General features: G+C 33.9%; 15 protein-coding genes. 9 read left to right on the forward strand and 6 right to left on the reverse strand.

The annotated features are described in order from the left end of the window. The first annotated feature begins 196 nt into the window (after nt 1-196). From KI430_RS08675 to KI430_RS08685, 3 genes are all read left to right on the forward strand, one after another. Nucleotides 197-1,477 carry a hypothetical protein gene (locus tag KI430_RS08675; protein ID WP_248878196.1) on the forward strand — a complete coding sequence of 427 codons (1,281 nt, stop codon included), beginning with the start codon at nt 197-199 and terminating at the stop codon, nt 1,475-1,477. Nucleotides 1,478-1,497: 20 nt separating this feature from the next. Next, nucleotides 1,498-2,094 carry an LPS export ABC transporter periplasmic protein LptC gene (gene lptC, locus KI430_RS08680; RefSeq protein WP_410744670.1) on the forward strand — a complete coding sequence of 199 codons (597 nt, stop codon included), beginning with the start codon at nt 1,498-1,500 and terminating at the stop codon, nt 2,092-2,094. Between the two features lie 64 nt (nt 2,095-2,158). Then, nucleotides 2,159-3,205: an anhydro-N-acetylmuramic acid kinase gene (locus KI430_RS08685; protein WP_248878199.1), complete on the forward strand. Its 1,047-nt coding sequence runs from the start codon at nt 2,159-2,161 to the stop codon at nt 3,203-3,205. 1 nt (nt 3,206) lies between these two features. Here the strand turns inward: KI430_RS08685 and KI430_RS08690 are convergent, their stop codons facing one another. Next, nucleotides 3,207-3,593 (reverse strand): SRPBCC family protein, encoded by a 387-nt coding sequence (locus KI430_RS08690; protein WP_248878201.1) that lies wholly within the window; start codon nt 3,591-3,593, stop codon nt 3,207-3,209. A gap of 36 nt (nt 3,594-3,629) precedes the next feature. Between KI430_RS08690 and KI430_RS08695 the strand changes: the two genes are divergently transcribed. Continuing rightward, nucleotides 3,630-4,241, forward strand: coding sequence for an NUDIX hydrolase (locus KI430_RS08695; RefSeq protein ID WP_248878203.1), 612 nt, complete (start codon nt 3,630-3,632; stop codon nt 4,239-4,241). A 15-nt stretch (nt 4,242-4,256) separates the two neighbouring features. On the opposite strand, the gene KI430_RS08700 is transcribed toward KI430_RS08695, so the two are convergent. Then, the gene (locus KI430_RS08700) at nt 4,257-5,528 is read right to left on the reverse strand and encodes a UDP-N-acetylmuramoyl-tripeptide--D-alanyl-D-alanine ligase (RefSeq protein ID WP_248878209.1); all 1,272 of its coding nucleotides are present in this window, start codon (nt 5,526-5,528) and stop codon (nt 4,257-4,259) included. 85 nt (nt 5,529-5,613) lie between these two features. Then, nucleotides 5,614-7,221, reverse strand: a complete 1,608-nt coding sequence (gene gldJ, locus KI430_RS08705; protein ID WP_248878210.1) for a gliding motility lipoprotein GldJ — start codon at nt 7,219-7,221, stop codon at nt 5,614-5,616. Nucleotides 7,222-7,380: 159 nt separating this feature from the next. Between gldJ and porU the strand changes: the two genes are divergently transcribed. From porU to KI430_RS08720, 3 genes are all read left to right on the forward strand, one after another. Beyond that, a complete protein-coding gene (porU, locus tag KI430_RS08710) occupies nt 7,381-11,349 on the forward strand; it encodes a type IX secretion system sortase PorU (protein WP_248878214.1) in 3,969 nt (1,322 codons plus the stop codon). A gap of 44 nt (nt 11,350-11,393) precedes the next feature. After that, a complete protein-coding gene (gene porV, locus KI430_RS08715; RefSeq protein WP_248878215.1) occupies nt 11,394-12,524 on the forward strand; it encodes a type IX secretion system outer membrane channel protein PorV in 1,131 nt (376 codons plus the stop codon). Between the two features lie 142 nt (nt 12,525-12,666). Next, complete coding sequence (locus KI430_RS08720; RefSeq protein ID WP_248878217.1) at nt 12,667-14,922, forward strand: FUSC family protein; 2,256 nt, start codon at nt 12,667-12,669, stop codon at nt 14,920-14,922. 52 nt (nt 14,923-14,974) lie between these two features. On the opposite strand, the gene KI430_RS08725 is transcribed toward KI430_RS08720, so the two are convergent. From KI430_RS08725 to KI430_RS08735, 3 genes are all read right to left on the reverse strand, one after another. Then, the gene (locus KI430_RS08725) at nt 14,975-16,264 is read right to left on the reverse strand and encodes a T9SS type A sorting domain-containing protein (protein ID WP_248878219.1); all 1,290 of its coding nucleotides are present in this window, start codon (nt 16,262-16,264) and stop codon (nt 14,975-14,977) included. A gap of 147 nt (nt 16,265-16,411) precedes the next feature. Then, a complete protein-coding gene (locus tag KI430_RS08730; protein ID WP_248878221.1) occupies nt 16,412-17,986 on the reverse strand; it encodes a tetratricopeptide repeat protein in 1,575 nt (524 codons plus the stop codon). Between the two features lie 115 nt (nt 17,987-18,101). Further along, nucleotides 18,102-18,713, reverse strand: a complete 612-nt coding sequence (locus tag KI430_RS08735) for a 4'-phosphopantetheinyl transferase family protein (RefSeq protein WP_248878223.1) — start codon at nt 18,711-18,713, stop codon at nt 18,102-18,104. A gap of 144 nt (nt 18,714-18,857) precedes the next feature. Here KI430_RS08735 and KI430_RS08740 point away from each other — a divergent pair, with 144 nt between their 5' ends. Together KI430_RS08740 and KI430_RS08745 are read left to right on the forward strand one after the other, a co-directional pair. Then, nucleotides 18,858-19,235: a hypothetical protein gene (locus KI430_RS08740; RefSeq protein WP_248874005.1), complete on the forward strand. Its 378-nt coding sequence runs from the start codon at nt 18,858-18,860 to the stop codon at nt 19,233-19,235. A 245-nt stretch (nt 19,236-19,480) separates the two neighbouring features. Continuing rightward, nucleotides 19,481-20,566, forward strand: a complete 1,086-nt coding sequence (locus KI430_RS08745) for an efflux RND transporter periplasmic adaptor subunit (protein WP_248874007.1) — start codon at nt 19,481-19,483, stop codon at nt 20,564-20,566. Nucleotides 20,567-20,620 lie beyond the last annotated feature (54 nt).

Below are 20,620 nucleotides of genomic sequence, written 5' to 3' on the forward strand. Positions count from 1 at the left end.
GGACAAAGATAAATATTAGTTTTTAGTTGTTGGTTATGAGTTGATAGTTTTTAAGCTATTTTCAACTTATCTTATTATATGTATCAAGTATCGGAAAATAACATCAATCTATCGAAGGTACTTAACAAACTTTAACCCAAATATATTTTTGCAATTCATTATTAATTAAGATATTTGCGCATTGAAATTTTAAAGGATGAAGAGAATTTTTGTTTTATCATCATTGGTAGCAGGATATTTCCTGAACGCTCAAAGTATTGGTAATTCGCCATACGGAGCTTATGGAATTGGAGATGTAAAATATGATAACACAGTCGATATTAGTTCAATGGGAGGTATTTCCACGGCTTACATTTGGGACTTTAATAATAATTTTAATTTCCGAAATCCAGCTGCTAATACCAACTTGGAACTTACCACTTTGAAAGTAGAAGGCACAAACGAAAATAATTATTACAGATCTGACTTTAATAATATAAAATCAGATAAACATTCGACATATCTATCTAATATATCGATAGCTTTCCCTATTTCCAGAAAAGTAAAATTCGGGATGGGTTTCCAGCCTTACAGCTCTAAAAGTTATGATATTGTAAAAAGCCAAGCTTTACCGGATGATAGTCAAGTAACACAAGTGACTAATTTCCACGGTGAAGGTTCTCTGAATACTGTTCAGGCAGCACTTTCTTATCAAATCAATTCAGAATTCGCTTTAGGTCTTAGATCTAATTTCTATTTTGGAAAGTTATATGATATTGAGGAATCTGCTTTTACCGGAGCAGAATTAATCAGTGGTTATTCTAACAGTTATAGAGTAAGTGCATTCAATTTTACATTGGGAACAACTTATCAGAAAAAGCTGGAAAACAATCATAAACTGACTGTTGGTGCAACATACACAATTGGTAACAGCGGAACCTTGAAAAATACTTACACAAATAGTACCTATTATTATTTACTGGGAGAAACTAAAGGAGGGGAAACAATCATAGATGAGCAGGTTAATTATGACAAGAAATTTCTTCCACAAGAAGCTTCTCTTGGTTTAGGTTATGGTAAAGATACCAAATGGTTTTTGAGTGCGCAGCTAGACTACAAAAAAGGTGAAAGCATCAACTTCCTAGGCTCACCAATTTTCTATCAGGATTCTTACAGATACTCAGTCGGAGGATGGTATTTACCAAATTATAACAACTTCCGTTCTTACTTCTCAAGAGTTATTTACCGTTACGGTGCTTATTATGAAAAAGGAGGTTTACAGTTGAATGGAACCAACATCAACAAATATGCAATCACTGCTGGTGTTACACTTCCGTTTGAGAAAAGTACAATCAACCGTATGAACAGCATTGATCTTGGAATTGAACTTGGAAAAAGAGGAACTTTGGATAACAATTTAATTCGACAAAATTTCATAAATTTGAGGATTGGGATCAACTTTGCTGACAAGTGGTTTGCGAAGCGCCTATACAACTAATGAAAGTACACTGATAATCTATGAAGGATTATTATTCAAAAATATTTAAACTAAAAACATCACAACGATTCATTTTGTTGCTGATGTTTTTTCTTATTCAGTCCTGCGAAGAAGATATTGCGAAGGTTAGTAACGAAAAGAAAAAGACCAATTTTGCATCTCAGGTTATCTACAATGGTAACATTATTCAAAAAGATTCTGGACAAGTTAAGGTTAACTTCCGTGCGCCTTTGATAGAAAAGTATGAGTTGATAGACTCGCCTTATGTAGAAGCTAAAAAGGGAATCTACTTGGAATTTTTTGATAAAAAATCTAAAGAGCCAGGTAAAATCTGGGCAAAATATGCGAGAAACGATATCAAAAAGAACTTCTACTTCGCAAAAGGACGAGTGAAAATCATTACGACAGAGGGGCAGACTTTTGTAACAGAAACCATCAATTGGGATCAAAACAAACATGAGATGTATACCAAAGACACTGTTTTTGTGTCTGATAAAGACGGAAACATTCTTGTTGGTGCCCACGGGATGGTTGCAAAAGACGACTTTTCAGAATATACTTTCTTCAACAATTCCGGAAGTTTCACCTCTTCGAATTTACCTGCAACCAGCAAGTAAATTGCGATTAACCGATAGCTTTTTACTTATAGCTTTCATATAAATCTCTACAAATTTGGAACACGTGAATTTTTACGCAATTGGTTTGATGTCTGGAACTAGCTTGGATGGATTGGATATTTGTTATGCCAAATTCACTCAAACCGATTTTGTTTGGAACTTCGACATTCTGAATTGTGAGACACTTCCCTATTCTTCTGATTGGGAACAATCTCTGAGAAATGCAGTAAATCTCTCCAGCGAGGAACTTTTAAAACTGAATTCTGATTATGGATTTTATCTTGGCGGAAAAACTTCAGAATTCATTTCAAAAAATAAAATTATCAATCTTGATTTGATTGCCTCTCATGGTCACACGGTTTTTCATCAACCAAAAAATAGATTCACGTTACAAATTGGAGACGGAAGAGCAATTAAATCAAAAACCAATAAAACTGTTATCTATGATTTCCGAAGTCAGGATGTGATTTTAGGAGGAAATGGAGCACCTTTGGTTCCAATTGGCGACCAACTGTTGTTTTTGGAATTTGATGCCTGCCTTAATCTTGGTGGGTTTTCTAATATCTCTTTGAAACGGAATGGAAAACGTTTGGCTTTCGATATTTGTCCCGTCAATATTATTCTGAATGATTTGGCTTTGAAACTCGGAAAGAAATTTGACGACAATGGAGATCTGGCGAAACTTGGAATGATAGATTACGAACTTCTTGATCAATTAAATCAGTTTAAATTCTATCAGGAAAAAGCACCAAAATCTTTGGGAATCGAGTGGATTAAAGAACAAGTATTACCCTTGATAAAAACACAAAAATCCGAAAATCTTCTGGCAACTTTCACAGAACATTCTGCAGTTCAAATTGCTAAAGTTTTGGATGAATTTGAGATAAAAAACGTCTTGATAACCGGCGGCGGAACTTACAACAATTATCTTATTGAAAAGATAAAAGCAAAGACCAAAACCGAAATCCAAATTCCAAAAAAGGAAATTATTGAATATAAAGAAGCTTTGATTTTTGCTTTTATGGGCGTTTTGAGATCATTAAATCTCAATAATGTTTTGTCATCAGCAACAGGAAGTTTGTACGACCATTCTTCCGGTTTGATTTGCTAAATTAAAGTTGTTCAATTTTATCAGTCAAAGAATTGATGAAATTCTGAAGTGGTTTTTCTACCATCATTTTGATAAACGGATTGAATTTTCCTTCAAATAACAACTGAACTTCGGTTTGATTTTCATTAAGAGGATTCATTGCGCCTGTCAATGCAAAATCCAAACTTGAGCTTGCAGATTTCAGAACTACTTCTTTATCAGAAACATTATCAATTTTCAAAGCAATTTCCGGCATTCCCTTCAACCCGAATTTGAAACCATCTTCTCTAGCTTCGAAACTTTGCAGACCTTCTGGCATCAAATCTTTGTAATCCTCAGGGTTTTTAAGCATTCCTGCTAATTCTGATGAAGATTTATTTACAACAATTTTTCGTCCTTCTAAATTCATTTTTATATTTTTGTATTAATATTAATAGCCTTACAAATGTATAAAGTTTTTATCAATGAGAAAAGATTAATTTTGAGTTCTGAGCCTCAAGATAGTCCTAAAATACTGAATTACGATGGGTCGCATAGTTTCGACTTTGCTATTGATTTGTTAGAAAATACAGCTTCGCAAGGTCTTAATATTTATCATAATGATGTTGAAGAACTTTGGACTGATTTTAGAAATTATTTCAAAAATATAGAAGCTGCCGGTGGCGTTGTCATCAATCCGGAAGACAAAATCCTTTTTATCCACAGATTAGGAAAATGGGATTTGCCCAAAGGTAAAATCGAAAAAGGGGAATCCAGAGAAGTAGCTGCCGTACGCGAAGTGGAAGAAGAATGTGGCATTTTCAATCTTGAACTGAAGGATTTTATCAATTCTACTTATCATATTTATACGGAAAGAGATGGTAAAAAAATCCTAAAAACCACTTACTGGTTCGAGATGTTTTACGCCGGAAATGATACGCCGAAACCACAGATAGAAGAAGGTATCAATGAAGTTGGCTGGAAAAATGAAGAAGAAATCGAATCGCAAATTCTACCTTCAACATTTCAAAATATTAAATTGATTCTGAATGATTTCAAAAATAAAAAACCTCAATAATCTGAGGTTTTTCTTTTATATATAATCGATTATTTTTTCGAGAGCAATTCCACGTGAGGCTTTTAATAAGACATTTTCATTCTTAATTGGATTAGTTTTTAATCTTTCAATCAGTTCTGAAGTATTCTCAAAAGCATTATCCGAATGATTAACCAATTTGAAATTCGGGCCAACTGTAATTATTTCATCAAACCCACAAGATTGTGCAAAGTCTAGAATGGTCTGATGTTCCTTCAAACTTTCCTCTCCAAGTTCCAGCATATCGCCAATGATAATCGTCTTGCTTCCTTCGAACGTTTTGAAGTTTTCTAAAGAGACCTGCATACTGCTCGGATTGGCATTATAGGTATCCAAAACTAATGTTTTATCATCCTTCTTCTGGATTTGCGAGCGCATATTGGAAGGAATATAATTTTCTATCGCTTTCTTAATTTCAGAAATATTGAGTCCAAAATGTAACCCTAAAGCAACAGCCGCAGAGATATTATCATAATTATATTTGCCCGTAAGATTAGAAAAAATCTCAGTTCCCTGATAATCTAATCCTACAAAATGGTCTTTGTAAACCGGCGAAAAGTAATAATCTGAGCCGGATTTTCCGAACGTAATTTTCGGTGAATAATCAACCGTTTTCTCTTCCTGAATCACATCATTCTGATTAACCAGAATATTTTGATGATGGCTTTTCAGATAATCATACAGCTCGGATTTCCCTTTGATTACGCCTTCATAACCACCAAAACCTTCAAGGTGGGCTTTTCCAAAATTGGTGATATAACCGATATTGGGTTTCGCAATCTTACAAAGGAATTCAATTTCTTTCTGATGATTAGCTCCCATTTCTATAACAGCGATCTCATGCTCTTGTCTGATTGAAAGAATTGTCAAAGGAACTCCAATATGATTATTAAGATTTCCAAACGTATATTGAACTTTGAATTTCTCTGCAAGAACATTACTGATTAATTCTTTGGTTGTAGTTTTACCATTACTTCCAGTTAATCCAATGAAATGAATCTCTAATTGATTTCTGTGATAAATAGCTAAATTCTGTAAAAATTCTAAAGTAGAAGAAACATAGAAGATATTATTATCGTAATCAGAATACTTCTCATCTTCGATAATCACAGCCAAAGCACCCTTTTCAATGGCTTCTGCGGCCTTTTCCGCTGCATTATAACTTTCTCCAGAGAAGGCAAAGAAAATGCTTCCATTCTCTATCTTTCTACTATCTATAACAACATTCTTGCTTTGCAAGAAAATGGGGTAAAACTCGCTGATATTCATAGTTCAAAAATATTAAAATGCTTCTATATAAAAACAAAAAACAGCAGAAAATTCTGCTGTTTTTTTATATCATAAAAGTTTGATATTATCTTTTTGTACGTCCAGTTTTGGAGTTTTTAGCATCTTGTGCTACACGGAAACCAACCCAGCCGTATCCTTTCATTTGATTTTTAAATCTTCTTTGTCCCGGATCCAACCAGTATGCAGAATCTAACCAAGAACCTCCTTTTACAACCCTACTGTAGTCATTGATTTGAGAAGTTGCTTTATTTTTATCTTTTTGTAGAACTACACTTCCATTTTTGTTAACAATGAAAGTTGGTTTAACAGAGTTGTACATGTTATACTCTGAACTATCACTTGGAGGCGTTCCTCCAGCATCTAGTGAAGATTGATAATCACCATCTCTGTAGTTTCTATTATCCTCAACCACTTTTCTTTCAAATTCTCCAGGTAAACCTTTGTAAACCAAACGACCATCTGCTAAAGTGTCGTACTTGATTTCCATATTACCCACTTTTTTGTAAGATCCATCTTCATTTTTAACAGCTTGAACCACTACGTTTCCTCTGAAATAGTTGAAGTCACTAAACTCCTCATCAATCATCGGTCTGTAGATATCAGCCACCCATTCTGCAACGTTACCATACATTCCGTAGATTCCAAGATCATTAGAAGGATATTGTTTCACATCTGCAGTGGTAGGAGATCCATCATTTTTCCAACCAGCAACACCAGAGTAATCACCTCTACCTTGTTTAAAGTTTTCCAGGTACATTCCGCGGTTTTTACCTTTTTTACCTTTAATTTTATCCATTTGAGTATTCTTACCTAAGTAATTGTTATACTCTCTTTCTTTCTGAAGTCCTAAAGCAGCAAACTCCCATTCAACCTCTGTAGGAAGTCTGAATTTTTCAACAACACCTGATGCAGCATTCCTGTTAGCAGCAGCAATTTTTTCGTTAGTCGTTTTGATTCCACTTCTTTGCTGTAGTTTTTTCTTATCAATATAAGCATCCATTTCCGCATCATTGGATTTGAATTTGTCCATATTGAAAGTTGCACCAGCCGTTGCAGCTTTATCAGCAGTATATACATCTTTAGATATAACACCTTGTTTCATCAACGCCTTTTCATTAGCTCTATCAGTCAACCAGTCACAATATTTTGTCGCCTGTAACCAAGAAACACCTACAACAGGATAATAATCATATTCTGGAGATCTGAAATAAGTCTCTGCATAGTCGTTACGTGACAACTTGTTATTCCAAACTAAAGTATCTGGCAAAGCACCTGTATAGATATGCTTGAAGCTAGGGTCAGAAGAAGGGAAAACGAACTTAAGCCAAGTAGTATATTCTCTATATTCTGAATTGGTAATTTCTGTATCTCCAATGAAGAAAGAACTTACCTGCATTCTTCTTGGTGTATTATTCCAATCATGCATTACATTGTCTTCCACAAGCCCCATTGTAAAAGTTCCACCCTCTACATAAACCATTCCTGGCCAAGCTTTAGGCTTTTGCTGTTTACCTGAGAAGAACCACCCGTCTTTTTCGTTGGGCTTCCATCCGGTTTTGCTAACAAAACCTTTAGTACCACCACCTTTCTTCGAGTTCCCTCCGCCTCCACAACTTACCAAAAGTAGCGTTGAGCTTAAAGTAATGATCGAAAACAACCTTATTTTTTTCATAATCTGCTATAGAAATTTTCAAAGTACAAAGAAAAAGGAAATTCTTTAATTAATCAAATATTGTTTCCCTTTTTTTGATAGAACGCAATTAAATTAATTTTATTATATACCATTTTTTTAAAAAAATCGTTTATTTTGTAATCTTAATAAATAACATTGATGAAATTCAAATTTTATACATTCGTTTTCTTTTTTATATCTGTTTTCGGACTTGCTCAAAAAATTAATCTTAATTGGGAAGGCACAAAAGTAATGGACTATGGTACCGAGAAAATAACCTACCCCTTTTTCACGAATCAGAGTTATCAAGTAGATGCCAATTCTATTTTTGTTAACGTAAATATAAAAACGGACAATCAACTAAAAATAGATCAGGTGCAATGGCAAGAATTGGCTAGTAACGACATTCATGATCTTAAAATAAACTCTATAACTTCAAATCCTTCTGTAAGTATCAATTATTTCTTTAACGATAACGACAATACTAATAATGCTAAAGTAAAGGTTGAAGCTATAAAAGTTGAGAACAATAAGATATATAAACTCATATCTTTTAATATCAACCAAAACAATGAAAAAATTGCTGCTTTATATAAAGGAAGCAACAAATACGGAACTTCTGAAAACCCTTTGAAATCTGGAACTTTCTATAAAATAAAAGTTGACAAGTCTGGAATTTTTAAAATTACTAAGCAATTTTTACAACAAAACGGAATTAATGTATCAAGTATTAATCCTAAAAACTTCAGAATATACGGTAATGGTGGAATAATGCTACCTGAGCACAATCAAGATAAACGGTATGATGCTTTACAAGAAAATGCTATACAAGTCGTGGGAGAAGAGGATGGTGTTTGGAATGATAATGATTATGCTTTGTTTTATGCTCAAGGACCTAACGGATATAATCTTTTTGATAAAACAAATGGAGCTGGCGTAAAAAGGACAGAATTCAGAAGGCAAATTGCACCAAACAATTTTGTTAACCTCTATGAAGATTATTCTTATTATTTTATAAATTTTGATATTGGCACAGGCAAAAGAGTACAAACTGTAAATAATAATTTACCCTCAGAGCTAATAACCCGTTATGATGATTATCAATATATTAATGAAGAGAAATTCAATCTTGTAAAACTTGGAAGAACTTGGACCGGAGATGCTATACAGGGAAATAGAGATATAACTTTTACCACAAAATCCCCAATGCAGATAGACGATGTTATAAGATTTAAAACCCAAGTAATTGGTTTTAATGCTCAATCAGGCAATGTTAAGATTGATATTAATGGGACAAAAAGAGATGAAACATTACGATCAGATTCGCAAGATTTTGTTCCTATCAATATGGAAGGAGCATTGTACAATCAAACAGGAAATAGTATAAAGTTCACTTATACCACTAATGTAAGTGCTAATCCTAATGCTAGTTTTTATTTTGATTTTGCTGAAGTTCAATATAAAGAAGATTTAAATTTCAATAATTCTCAAATGAATTTCCGAGATTATGATATTGTAACAGGATCAGGCCAATTATATGGATTTTCTGTAAAAAACACATCTGACTTAGACCAAATTTGGGATGTGTCAGATATTACCAATGTAAAAAAAGTAACTAACAAAAACTCTCAAGCTTCAACATTTAATTTTGGATATATTGCCAACAGTGAAAACTTCAATAATGAGTTTGCTGCTTTCAAAAATTCTGCAGCTTTTGAACCTAACTTTGTAGGCAGAATTGAAAATCAAGATTATTCTTCTCTCAAAAATGTAGACTATTTGATAATAACTCAGCCTGCTTATATAAGTCAAGCACAAAGATTAAGAGATTTTCATAAATCAAAAAATAACTGGATCGTCGAAGTTGTAGACGTCAACAAAATTTACAATGAATTTAGTAGTGGTAGTAAAGATATTACAGCAATCAGAGATTTCATAACAAGGCTGAATACTACTAATGGTAAACTTAAATATGTCTTATTAATTGGTGATACTTCTTATGATTTTAAAAATCGTACTGCTAATAATACAGATGTCATCCCTAGCTATCAAAGTGAGAACAGCGCAGATGTAAAAGCTTCTTATGTTACAGACGATTATTTTGTAATGACTGCTCCTCAAGTGGTTACTGATTTAAGTCAAGTTCCAGATATTCCTATTGGAAGACTTCCTGCCGACAGTCCACAAGAAGCGAAATCTATGATTGATAAAATTTTGGCATATAACAATGCATTACCCAATCAATCGAATCCATTTGGAGAATGGAGAATGAAATTAGATTTTGTTGCTGATGATGATTATGAGGGCGCTGGTATTCCTGCTGGGATAAAAGGTCCTTTCCATTATTTAGTAGATTATGCCATAACACAAAATTTTTCAAACACTAATAAACCTGAGTACAATATTCGTAAACTTTATTTAGATGCATTTCCTGCAACTACCGGAGCTGGAGGACAAAGATATCCGCAGGTAAATCAAGCTATTACTAATGATGTTGGAAACACTTTGTATTTGTTTTATTTTGGACATGGCGGTATTAATGGATGGGCACAAGAAAGAGTTCTAACCTCAACGGAGGTACAAGGTTTTAATAATTTTACATCTGTTTATAGTAGATTCCCATTTGTATCAACAATTACTTGCGAATTCACATTGTGGGATGATCCTGGCACCTATTCTGTAGGAGAGCAAGTTATAAAACATAATACAGGAGGGGCTGCCACAATGATTACTTCTAGTCGAGCGATTACAGTAGATTATGGAAGAAAGTTCACTCCTATTTTCACTAAAAATATGTTTACTTTAAAATCTGATGATTTTAATTCCATAGGAGATGCTCATCTTAAAGCTCGACAAGAATATTATACATACTCTGAATCAGGTTATGGCCCATCATCCGATCCATTAAGGGTCAACTTCTTAGGTGATCCAGCAATGAAAATGAGTAGACCCAAGCGTCTTTTGAAAATTGAAAATATAGAAACACCCATCCCCGGAAAAATAAGGGCATTAGATTTTGTTAAGGTTACTGGTCGTGTTCTAAAAGCTGATGGCGTAACAACTGATGATACTTTTGTTGGTCGTGTAATTATAAATATTTTTGATAAAAAAATAAAAAAGAAAACATTAAACAATGATGCTCTTTCCGAACTTGAAGATAAACTGGAATTTGAGGAAGAGCCTGGAGCTATAGTAAAAGCTTCGGGGAAAATAAAAAAAGAAAACTCTGGTACTTTTACGGTTGAGTTTTATGTTCCAAAAGATATTAATTATGAAGTTGGAAGTGGCAGAATATTAGCCTACGCAGAAAATTTTGAAGATGCTAAAACAACAGGTAAAGATGCATTTGATGTTTTCAACAATCAACCACAAGTTGTCGGGGAAATTAATCCAGAAGGAATTAATGACTCCGAACCACCAGCTATTAATCTTTATATGAATAATACAAACTTTGCCAATGGTGGTATTACAGACCAAAACCCCATGCTTTTAGCTTGTTTAAAGGATAATATGGGCATCAATTCTACTGGTGCTGGAATTGGGCATGATATTACCTTTGTTTTGGATGGCGATATTATTAACACAACTTCAGTAAACGATTATTTTTCTCCTGGTGATGGCAACGGATGTAGTTTTGGGGATCTTCAGGATTATCAAAAGGGGTCTGTAACATTCCCTTTCAAAAGTTTAACTCCTGGCGAACACCAATTAGTATTTAAAGTTTGGGATATCAATAATAATTCTACTTCTTCTACGTTAAACTTTGTAGTAAAAGATGAGTCTGAAAAAAAATTGACTGTTAACAGACTTCTTAATTGGCCAAATCCATTTACTAATAAAACCTATGTTCAGTTTGAACATAATTGTGATGACATCTTGGACGTGAATGTTCAAATCTATACAATCACAGGAAAAATAGTGAGAACATTATCGACCAGTATATCTGCAGAACCATTCCTGCAAGGCTTCAGAACACCAAGACAAGCTATAGAATGGGACGGAAAAGATGATTTTGGTGATACAGTTGCAAAAGGTACATATATTTTTAAGATATTTGCACGCAGCCAGAATCAGGAAAAATGTTCAGGAAGCGCAACAGCTGTAGAAAAAATGGTTCTATTAAAATAAAAAAATTAATACATTGGTAAAACTTTTACCTTAAAAGAAAAAAAATGAATTTAACAAAAAGATTATTTTTAGGATTAGGATTTGGCGTTAGTGCCTTTGCCTTTTCCCAAAGCAATGTTCAGCCAGTATTGACGGGTGCTCCTTTCTTGAGAATATCTCCAGATGCAAGAGCTGGTGGTATGGGAGATCAGGGGGTTGTGACATCTACAGATGTTTTTTCACAGTTTTGGAATGCTGCAAAATATCCTTTTGCAAAAGTTTCTTCCGGATTTGGGGTTAACTATACACCATATATGAGTAAGCTTACAAGTGATGTATTCTTGCTTTATGGTTCTTATTATACATTTTTAGGTGATGATGAGCGTTCTACTTTGAGTGCGAGTATCTATTACTTCAATATGGGTGATGTAGATTTAACAGATTTCGTGGGTAATGAAGTGATTCAAGGAGGAACAGCAAAACCAAATGAATTCTCAATCGACGTAGCTTACGGTTTAAAATTAAGTGATAACTACTCAATGGCGGTTACTGGTAGATTCATCAGATCTGATATTGGTGGGGGGTTCAACTCCAACAGTACTCTGAAACCAGCTAATACTTTTGCAGTAGACGTTTCCGGTTACTATATGTCTCCTAAGCACGAAAGTATTAGTGGATATGAAGGTCGTGTAAAAGCAGGTTGGGCAGTTCAGAATCTTGGTCCTAGATTAGATTATACAGGAGATGAAGAATCCAGATCTTACCTTCCTACAATGGCAAGATTAGGTTTAGGTTATGATTTATTAATTGATGATCAAAACCGTTTCAGTTTAAGTGGTGAAGCTTCCAAAATTTTGGTTCCTGGTCCGGATGACACAGGTAACGTTCCAAACGTTGGAGTAATGGAAGGAATTGGAAAATCTTTCAGCAATAAGAAAAGTATTATGTTCAGTGGAGCTGCAGAATATTCTTATGACGAGACTTTCGCATTGAGAGCTGGTTATTTTACAGAAGCACCGGAGCAAGGAGCTAGACAATACGCCACTGTGGGTGTTGGTTTCAAATATGCTTCTTTCGGATTAGATCTTTCTTATTTGATCAACACGTCTAAAATCAATTCAGCTTTGGATAATACTTTAAGATTTGGATTGACTTGGAACATCGGTAGCGAAACTTACAACGCTCAAGATTATTAATTTTCCGAATTAATAATTAATTATAAAATTTTGCCAAGGCTTTCCGCTTTGGCATTTTTTTTTGATTAAATTTAAAATTAACTTTACGTTTAATCTCATCCTGAATATCCCATTAAACCATTACTTTCTCTAAATTTGCAAAATGAACTACAGTTCCGAACTCAAAAAATTCTTAACCAGCCAATACATCTATTCCGGAGCAAGAATCGCTTTAGCAATAGTAATTCCGAGTATCATCTTGGCACAATTTGGTTTGCTTAAAGAATATTTTTTGTTTCCCTTAGGAACGAGTTTCGTAGGATTGACGGATCAACAAGGTCCTTTCATAAGAAGAAGAAATACTTTAATATTATCTATTTTTTCCTTCTTTCTGATTGCACTTTTAGCAAGCTTACTCAAAGGATTTCCTATTGCAGTTTACCTACAAATCATCGTTTTCGGATTTTTCTTTTCAATGATTGGTGTGTATGGGATGAGATTGGCAACTTTTGGATCTATCGCACTCGTAGTCCTTAGTATCTTTATTGACGGGCATCTTACGGGAGATGATATTTTCAAAAGTACATTCATATTTTTCTTGGGCTGTTTGTGGTTTTTTATCATTTTTTTGATTGTTTCAAAATTGCAGCCATACAAATTAGCCAGTCAGGTTGTTGGTGAGAATTACTTGGAATTGGCAGATTATCTTAGAATCAAAGCCGGGCATTATACCAAAAATCCAGATTTCGATTCGTTACTGAATCAATTGATTACCCAACAAGTCAAAATCAAAAATCATCAGGAAGATACCAGAGAAATTGTTTTCAAAACCAGACAAATCGTCAACGAGTCTACTACACAAAGCAGAATTCTAATGTTGATGTTCCTCAATTCCATTGATCTTTATGATAAGCTTCTAACTTCAGAAAACGATTATAAAAGAATGAATCAGGTTTTTGGGGAAACCAAACTTCTTCAAAACATTCACGATTATCTTTTGGTAATGGCAGACGAGATAACCAATCTTGGGATTTCTCTACAAAGCGGTTTGCCTTATAAAGAAATCACTAATTTCGATAATGAACTAAAGAAAATTTACGACGAATTTTTCGATCACCGCGCCAAGAAATTTTCATCCGAAACATTAGAAGATTTTATGATGATGCGTCAGGTTCTGATGAGGATTACGGAGATTACGGATGAAGTCACAACTATTTTAAAAGTCAATTCTCAGGATAAAAAACTGGCCAAAAGTTTGTCCTCAGGATTAGATTATTCTCAATTTTTACCGCAAGAAGAAAAACTGAACCTCAAAGTTTTATTCTCCAATTTTTCTCTTAATTCAGGACATTTTCGTCACGCTGTAAGAGTAACAATTGCATTGCTGATAGGTTATATTGTTTCCAGGTTTGAGATTCTCGGGATTGGACATTCTTATTGGATCCTCATTACCATTATTGCTATTCTGAAACCTGCTTATGCAACTACAAAACACAGGAATCTTCTGCGTTTCTTCGGAACTTTGGCGGGTGCGATCATTGCATATATCATTTTATATTTTGTTGATGAACCTACAACATTGTTAATTATACTTCTTGTGAGTATGATTATCTGTTTCAGTTTGTTGAAATCCAATTATTTCTGGGCAGTTTTGTTTATGACGATTTATATTTTCCTGTCTTTCAACTTCTTAAGACCTGGAAATATCAACCTCATCTTCAAGGACAGATTATTGGATACAGCGATTGGTGGAATTGTAACTTTTCTGGTCGCATATTTTATTTTGCCGGTTTGGGAACACACTCAAAATCTCGCTTTGATGAAAAAATCTTCAAAAAGCAATCTGGATTATTTCCGATTGGTAATGGATCATTTCTTGAAAAACGAACCGGAAGATCAGGATTTCAGACTGAAAAGAAAAAATGCCATTATCGATTTAGCGAATCTTTCCGATAACTTCCAGAGAATGATTTCTGACCCAAAAAATCAACAAAGAAAGCTGGAAGCAGTTCATCAATTTGTTACTACAACGCATTTGATTACAGCTTATACAGCTTCTTTATCACAATACGCCAAATCCGGTCACGAGTTTCCGGAAATCGATTTTCAGAATTGGAAAATCAAAATCTCTGCAGAATTACTGCGAACATCGTCCCTACTCTATCAACAAGATCTGGATGAACAAATACGTTCCGAAAGCCACATAAAGCCGGAAGATCAGGTGTTTGATTTATTAGAAAAAAGAAAAGCAGAATTGGAAAATCAAGTTTTTTCCGATGAGAGGAAAACCTTTACGGTAAGTCATTTGACTGAAATCAAAAACATCAAAGAATTACTGGAATTAATCAATGATGTTGCAAAAGACCAGCGGAAAATTATAGAGGAATATTTGATTCATCAATCCAAAGCAAATGCTTAAAAAAAAGCAACTTGTTATTTCAAGTTGCTTTGTGATATTATTTAAGATACTTTTATTTTTTTATCATCTTGAAGGTCTGTAGAACTCCATTCTCTAATTTTACATTGACCAAATAGATTCCTGACGCTAGTGATGATACATCCATCTGATGATTTTTTGGCTGAATCGAACTTAATAATGTTTGTCCGGTTAAACTTAGTATTGATATTTCCTTGATTTGTTTTTTAGAAGAAACATTCAAAGTATGGTGTACGGGATTAGGATAAAGACTGATAGATTCTGTTTCTATATCATTAACGCCTAATTTGCTGCAATCTGAAATAAAGGACCAATTGCCCTCCAATCCTGGATCTTCTTCCCAAGTTGTTGTAATCCAAGATTCTTTATTATCCAAACTTTGGAAAGTAGGATTTGTTGCCCATCCTTGGATGCGCTGAAAATTGGTTATAAAAATGTTTTGTCCTGTTTTGGACCAGACTTGTAATGTGAGCCAATATCTTGTATTTTCATCTTTATTCACGGGGATTTCCAAACCGCCATTAGGAATTGTCAAGCTAGCCCAAAAGGTTGGATAAATTACAAAATCCTCACTATGTCTAGTAACTTCTGTAGGAACAAGATTTTCATAAGACGCAATCACATCTCCTGGAGAGTTGTTGTTATCTTTTCGAACTTCAATAGAGAATTTTTCAAAATCATCGTTTTCTGCCAATGGTAACAACAAAAATTTCAAAGATTTCAGCTTAAAGGCTTCCGAATCTTTAGGTACAAAAAAATCATCTGCTGCCAAGTATCCGGTATCTCCACTTACAGAACAAGCTGCCCAAAATGGACCTTGGTAATCCTGGTTACAGCCATAAGCTGGCTCCGCAGGAATATCGCCGCATCTAATGTATTTTTTAACCAAATCATTATTGGTACCACATTGGTCATCTGCATGTACATAGTATCTTACAACTTCATCTTTGGTAGCCGTCCATTTGATTGTATCATACCCCGATGCATATACCGTTGTTCCTTCTTCATCTGAAATAGTAATGTAGGACGTTTTAGCAGTTGTATTTTCTGAATAAATAATAAATGTATATTCAACCCCGGCAGTAACATTTACATTAGAGTAAGATCCATACATAACCGCTGTATGGATCTGCTCATTTCTCCCTTGGCAACTTGGAGTGAAGAGTTCCTCAGGAAAATAATATCCGGCAGTTAAGCAACCAGCTCCATCAGTTTTAGATTTAGCAATTTGGTTATACGAGATTCGGCTTTCGAAGTTTTTTGATTGTTGCGAGTAGCTCAATTGATAAATAAATACCAATAATAAAAAAGCAATTTTTTTCATATCATAATAAATTTTATTGATTGGTAACAAATGTTGAAAAAAAACAATAATGTCTCCAAATATTGGGATACACTATAAATGCTCAACGATTATTTTGAGATACTCATCCAACACTCACCCAAACGTAAAAACCTATTTATCAGAATTTTATAAATCAGATAAATATTTATTCAATTCGGTTTTGCTATTGGTTAATCCTAATTTCTTTCTAAGACGTGTGCGGATATTTTCTACGGATCTAAGTGAGGATTTGGTAATATTCATAATCTCTTTTGTGGAGAGATTGAGTCTTATCAACGCACAAATCCGCTTATCCATTACGCTCAGATCTGGATGTTTAGCATTGAGTTTTTCGTAAAAAGATTCGTAAACATTAGAAAACCGAAGTTCAAACTCTTCCCAGTTATTGTGAACCGAATTATGATTCATCATATTAATTACAAGATTAACAGATTGTTTCACGTTGCTTTCTCCTGCGGTCGACTGGATTTTTTTAAGATTGTCTACCAAAACATGAAACAACTCTTTCTGTTCCGCTTCCTTGATTGTTTTGATTGTGAGTTCCTTATTCCGTTTTTCCAATTCTTGTTTTAATTGGATTTCCTTGTATTCCTTCAGCTCATGTTCTAGTTTGATTTTCAATAACCGACTTTTGTAACGAATCATAAAAATCGATAAAATCAAGAGCAGAATAACCAGGATGCAAATGGTAAGAATCAGCGTGAATCTTTTTTGATTATAATCCAATTTTTGTTGTTGCGACTTGATTTTGCTGGCATATTCCAGCTTTGTTTTTTCTACATTAACCGCTTTTTCTTCGATTTTGAGACTATCACGTACACTGTCATAAGATAAAAAATATTTAGCTGAGTTTTTGTAATCTTTCTTTAGTAGGTAAGCTTTATACAATGCTTCTAACACGTTTTTTTGTGCAAAGGTGTTTGTTGTAGACTCATATTTTTCGGCTTCGTGCGCATAGAAAACAGCTTGATTAGCATCATCAATTTTACGATAGAAATCGGATGAAACAAGATATATCCAACTTTTTGTTGAATCATCTGTGGTTTTGTTGATAGATGATCTTGCCTTGTCTAGAAAAATTTTGGCTTTTTCATAATCTTGCAGATGGATATAAGTTTCTCCGATATTGGTATTGAGTATTATCAGCAGTTTTTCATCTGGCTTTTTTTTGAGATACACAGCGGCTTCCTGGTAATATTTCAAAGCCAATTTCGGAGCGCCATATTGGAAATTCAATCGACCAATATTGATTTTGGTTTGCGCCATGTAATAATAATCTTTCACAGTATTATAGTGTTTCCAAAGTTTATTAAAATATAGTAATGCTAAATTTTTGTCATTGAGTCTGGCGTACAAAATCGCCAATTTGGTTTCCAATTTATACCTCCTCGGATCTGTCGTATTTTTGTAAAAATCGTACTCTTTGAGAAGCGCATTGGCAAAAAGATCTACCGCATCAAAAGCTGAATAAATCTCTGCCGTTTGTCTGTAATATTTAACCCAAGCCGTATCTGTATTGATTTTTTTCGTAGATTCCTCGGCAACACCAATATAATAATTCATCCGTTCCACATCTTCGAACTTTATTTTCGAAGCTATTTTCAAACTCAAATCAACTGTTTGTTGTTTACTTTTACTCAAAACCAAACTATCTAATAATCTGGAAATATTCTTTTGAGCAACGAAAAAAAATGGAAACAAAAAAAATAATATAAACAGGCTCTTTCTCTGAACTATCATTCTCATTAATATAATTAGAACATAAAAATACACCAATTACTGCAGTAATTTCACAATCTAAATTCTAATTTTATAATCAATCCACAACTGCGAAACAATAGTTATCAAAGAAAGAAATTTTGGCTTTGTAAAAATCTTCATTCTCCAAATCATAAACCCTGCTTTTAACTGTAAATTCTTCCTGCAACTCAAAAGGTAAAACATCGTAATGTTTTTTCAATGACCAATGTTTGCTGTGATGAATTTTGTAAAGCGCTTCTTTCACACACCAGATTGCCGTTAAAAAATCAACTTCCTCAGAATTATCAATATAAACATCTTCGTGAAGAATAAATTTGTGTCGAATATTCTTGATTTTTTCTTTACGTTTTTCAAGGTCTATTCCAACTTTCTTTTTAGAAATGGCTAAAGCCGCCAACGGATAAGAATGACTGATTGAAATATGGAAATCCTGCGGAAACAGATAAGGTTCGCCATTTTCTCTGTAAAGAATTTTGTGATTAGGAAGTAATACTTTCAGCATTTTTCTTACCATCAAAAACTCTGAGATTTTATTCGGATGATAACCTAGAATTTTAGCCTGATTTTCCGGTTCCAGCAAAAGATCAGAATCCAATTCTTCATTTTCATCAAATTCCCAAATCAGAATTTGAGCAATATCATCGGAAAGATCTTTATAAAGTGGCATCAATTACTTTTTTGAATGGTTAAAATTAATAAAAAAAGACGACTTCAAAAATTACAATCCTGATTGTCAGAACTTAAAAATGCCTTAAAAATGAGGTTTTATGATTATTTTAACAATTATCCGATGTAAATTTGCAGTATCAAAATGAAAAACGCAATTGTATATATTCTAATGTTTATTTTCCTGCTCTTCACAGCAGAGAACAAACAGACGCTTGATTTCCAGCAAGATTTTGGAACTCAGAATGTATCATTGCGCCTTCTTTCTTTTGCAAAAAAACACCATTTGAATCATACTTTGGAGAAAACTTCTCTACAACAGATCAATGATTCTTTGGATTCTCCTGAAGAGATTAATCTGAACTTTTCCGATGCTCTTAATGTTGTTGCAATTGCAGCAACATTCGGCTTTGGTTATCTTTTACATTTATATTTCAGAGGTAGAACGCAAACCTTTCACGAACCGAAACTCATTCCATCTTCGGTCAAAAGATTTATTCTGCTGCGTTCAATCCGAATTTAAAAATTTTTTTTTCGAAAACACAATTACCCTTATTCCAAAGTGGTAACATCACCCGTTGTTTTTGAAATTTCCTACTCAAATTTTGAATGATCATTAGTAATGATTAAAGCATTGATTTAATTCTAAAAATTAATGTCCAAAGTCAGATCTCTGTTAAATCATTCTTTCAATATCCCATTAAAAAATAAAAATTATTTAAAATGAAACCGCAAGGTTTGTTAATTCCTTTAAAAAAATATAAGATTATGAACAAGAGAGTCACACTTACTCTTATTTTCAGCACATTATTGATGATTTTAAGCTGCAACGACAAGAAAGAAGAAAAAGAAGAATCTGTCGTTTACCCAACAACGTCTCCTTTAAAAATGGACACCGTGATTAACAAAGAATTTGTTTCCCAGATCAGATCCGAGAGAAATATCGAAATCCGAGCACAGGAAAAAGGATTCTTAGAAAAAATATATGTTGATGAGGGTCAACACGTACAAGCCGGACAGGTTTTGTTCAGAATTATGCCTCAACTTTATCAGGCTGATGTTTTGAAAGCTAAAGCTGAAGTGGCACAAGCAGAAATTGAACTACAAAACTCTAGCACATTAGCCAATAACAATGTGGTTTCTATTAATGAAAAAAGAATGGCTAAAGCTAAATTAGATGCGGCTAAAGCTGAATTGAACTTAGCTCAAACCCATTTATCTTTCACAACAATCAAAGCGCCATTTTCAGGGATCATTGACCGTCTTCCGCTGAAATTAGGAAGCTTAGTTGATGAGGGTGATCTTCTGACCAGCCTTTCCGATAACGGCGGGATCTTCGCCTATTTCAATGTTTCTGAACCAGAATATCTTAATTATCAGACGCATTCTGCAGAACGCGGAAACAACCAGGTTTCTTTGATAATGGCAAATGGCGAAACTTTTCCAAATAAAGGAATTATCCAAACCATTGAAGGTGAGTTCGATAATGAAACAGGCAATATCGCTTTCCGAGCAAAGTTCCCGAATTCTAATCAATTATTGAGAAATGGAGAAACCGGAAAAATCCAAATGACACTTCCTCTTAAAAACGCCTTGATTATTCCTCAAAAAGCGACTTACGAAATCCAGGATCAGAAATATGTTTTTGTAGTTGGAAAAGATGGGGTTGCTAGATCAAAAAATATCAAGGTTGCTTACGAACTTCCTGATATCTATGTTGTTTCTGAAGGACTTAATCCTGATGACAAAATCTTGTTAGAAGGGGTCCAAAAAGTAAAAGATGACCAGAAAGTGGAGACCAAATTCCAAGACCCGAAAAAAGTCCTGAGCTCATTAAAATTACAAGCAAACTAAGATAATGGTTAATGATTAATTGTTAATGGTAACAGTGCTTTCCCTTAATAATTA

It is taken from the genome of Epilithonimonas zeae (assembly GCF_023278365.1).
GTDB lineage: Bacteria > Bacteroidota > Bacteroidia > Flavobacteriales > Weeksellaceae > Epilithonimonas > Epilithonimonas zeae_A.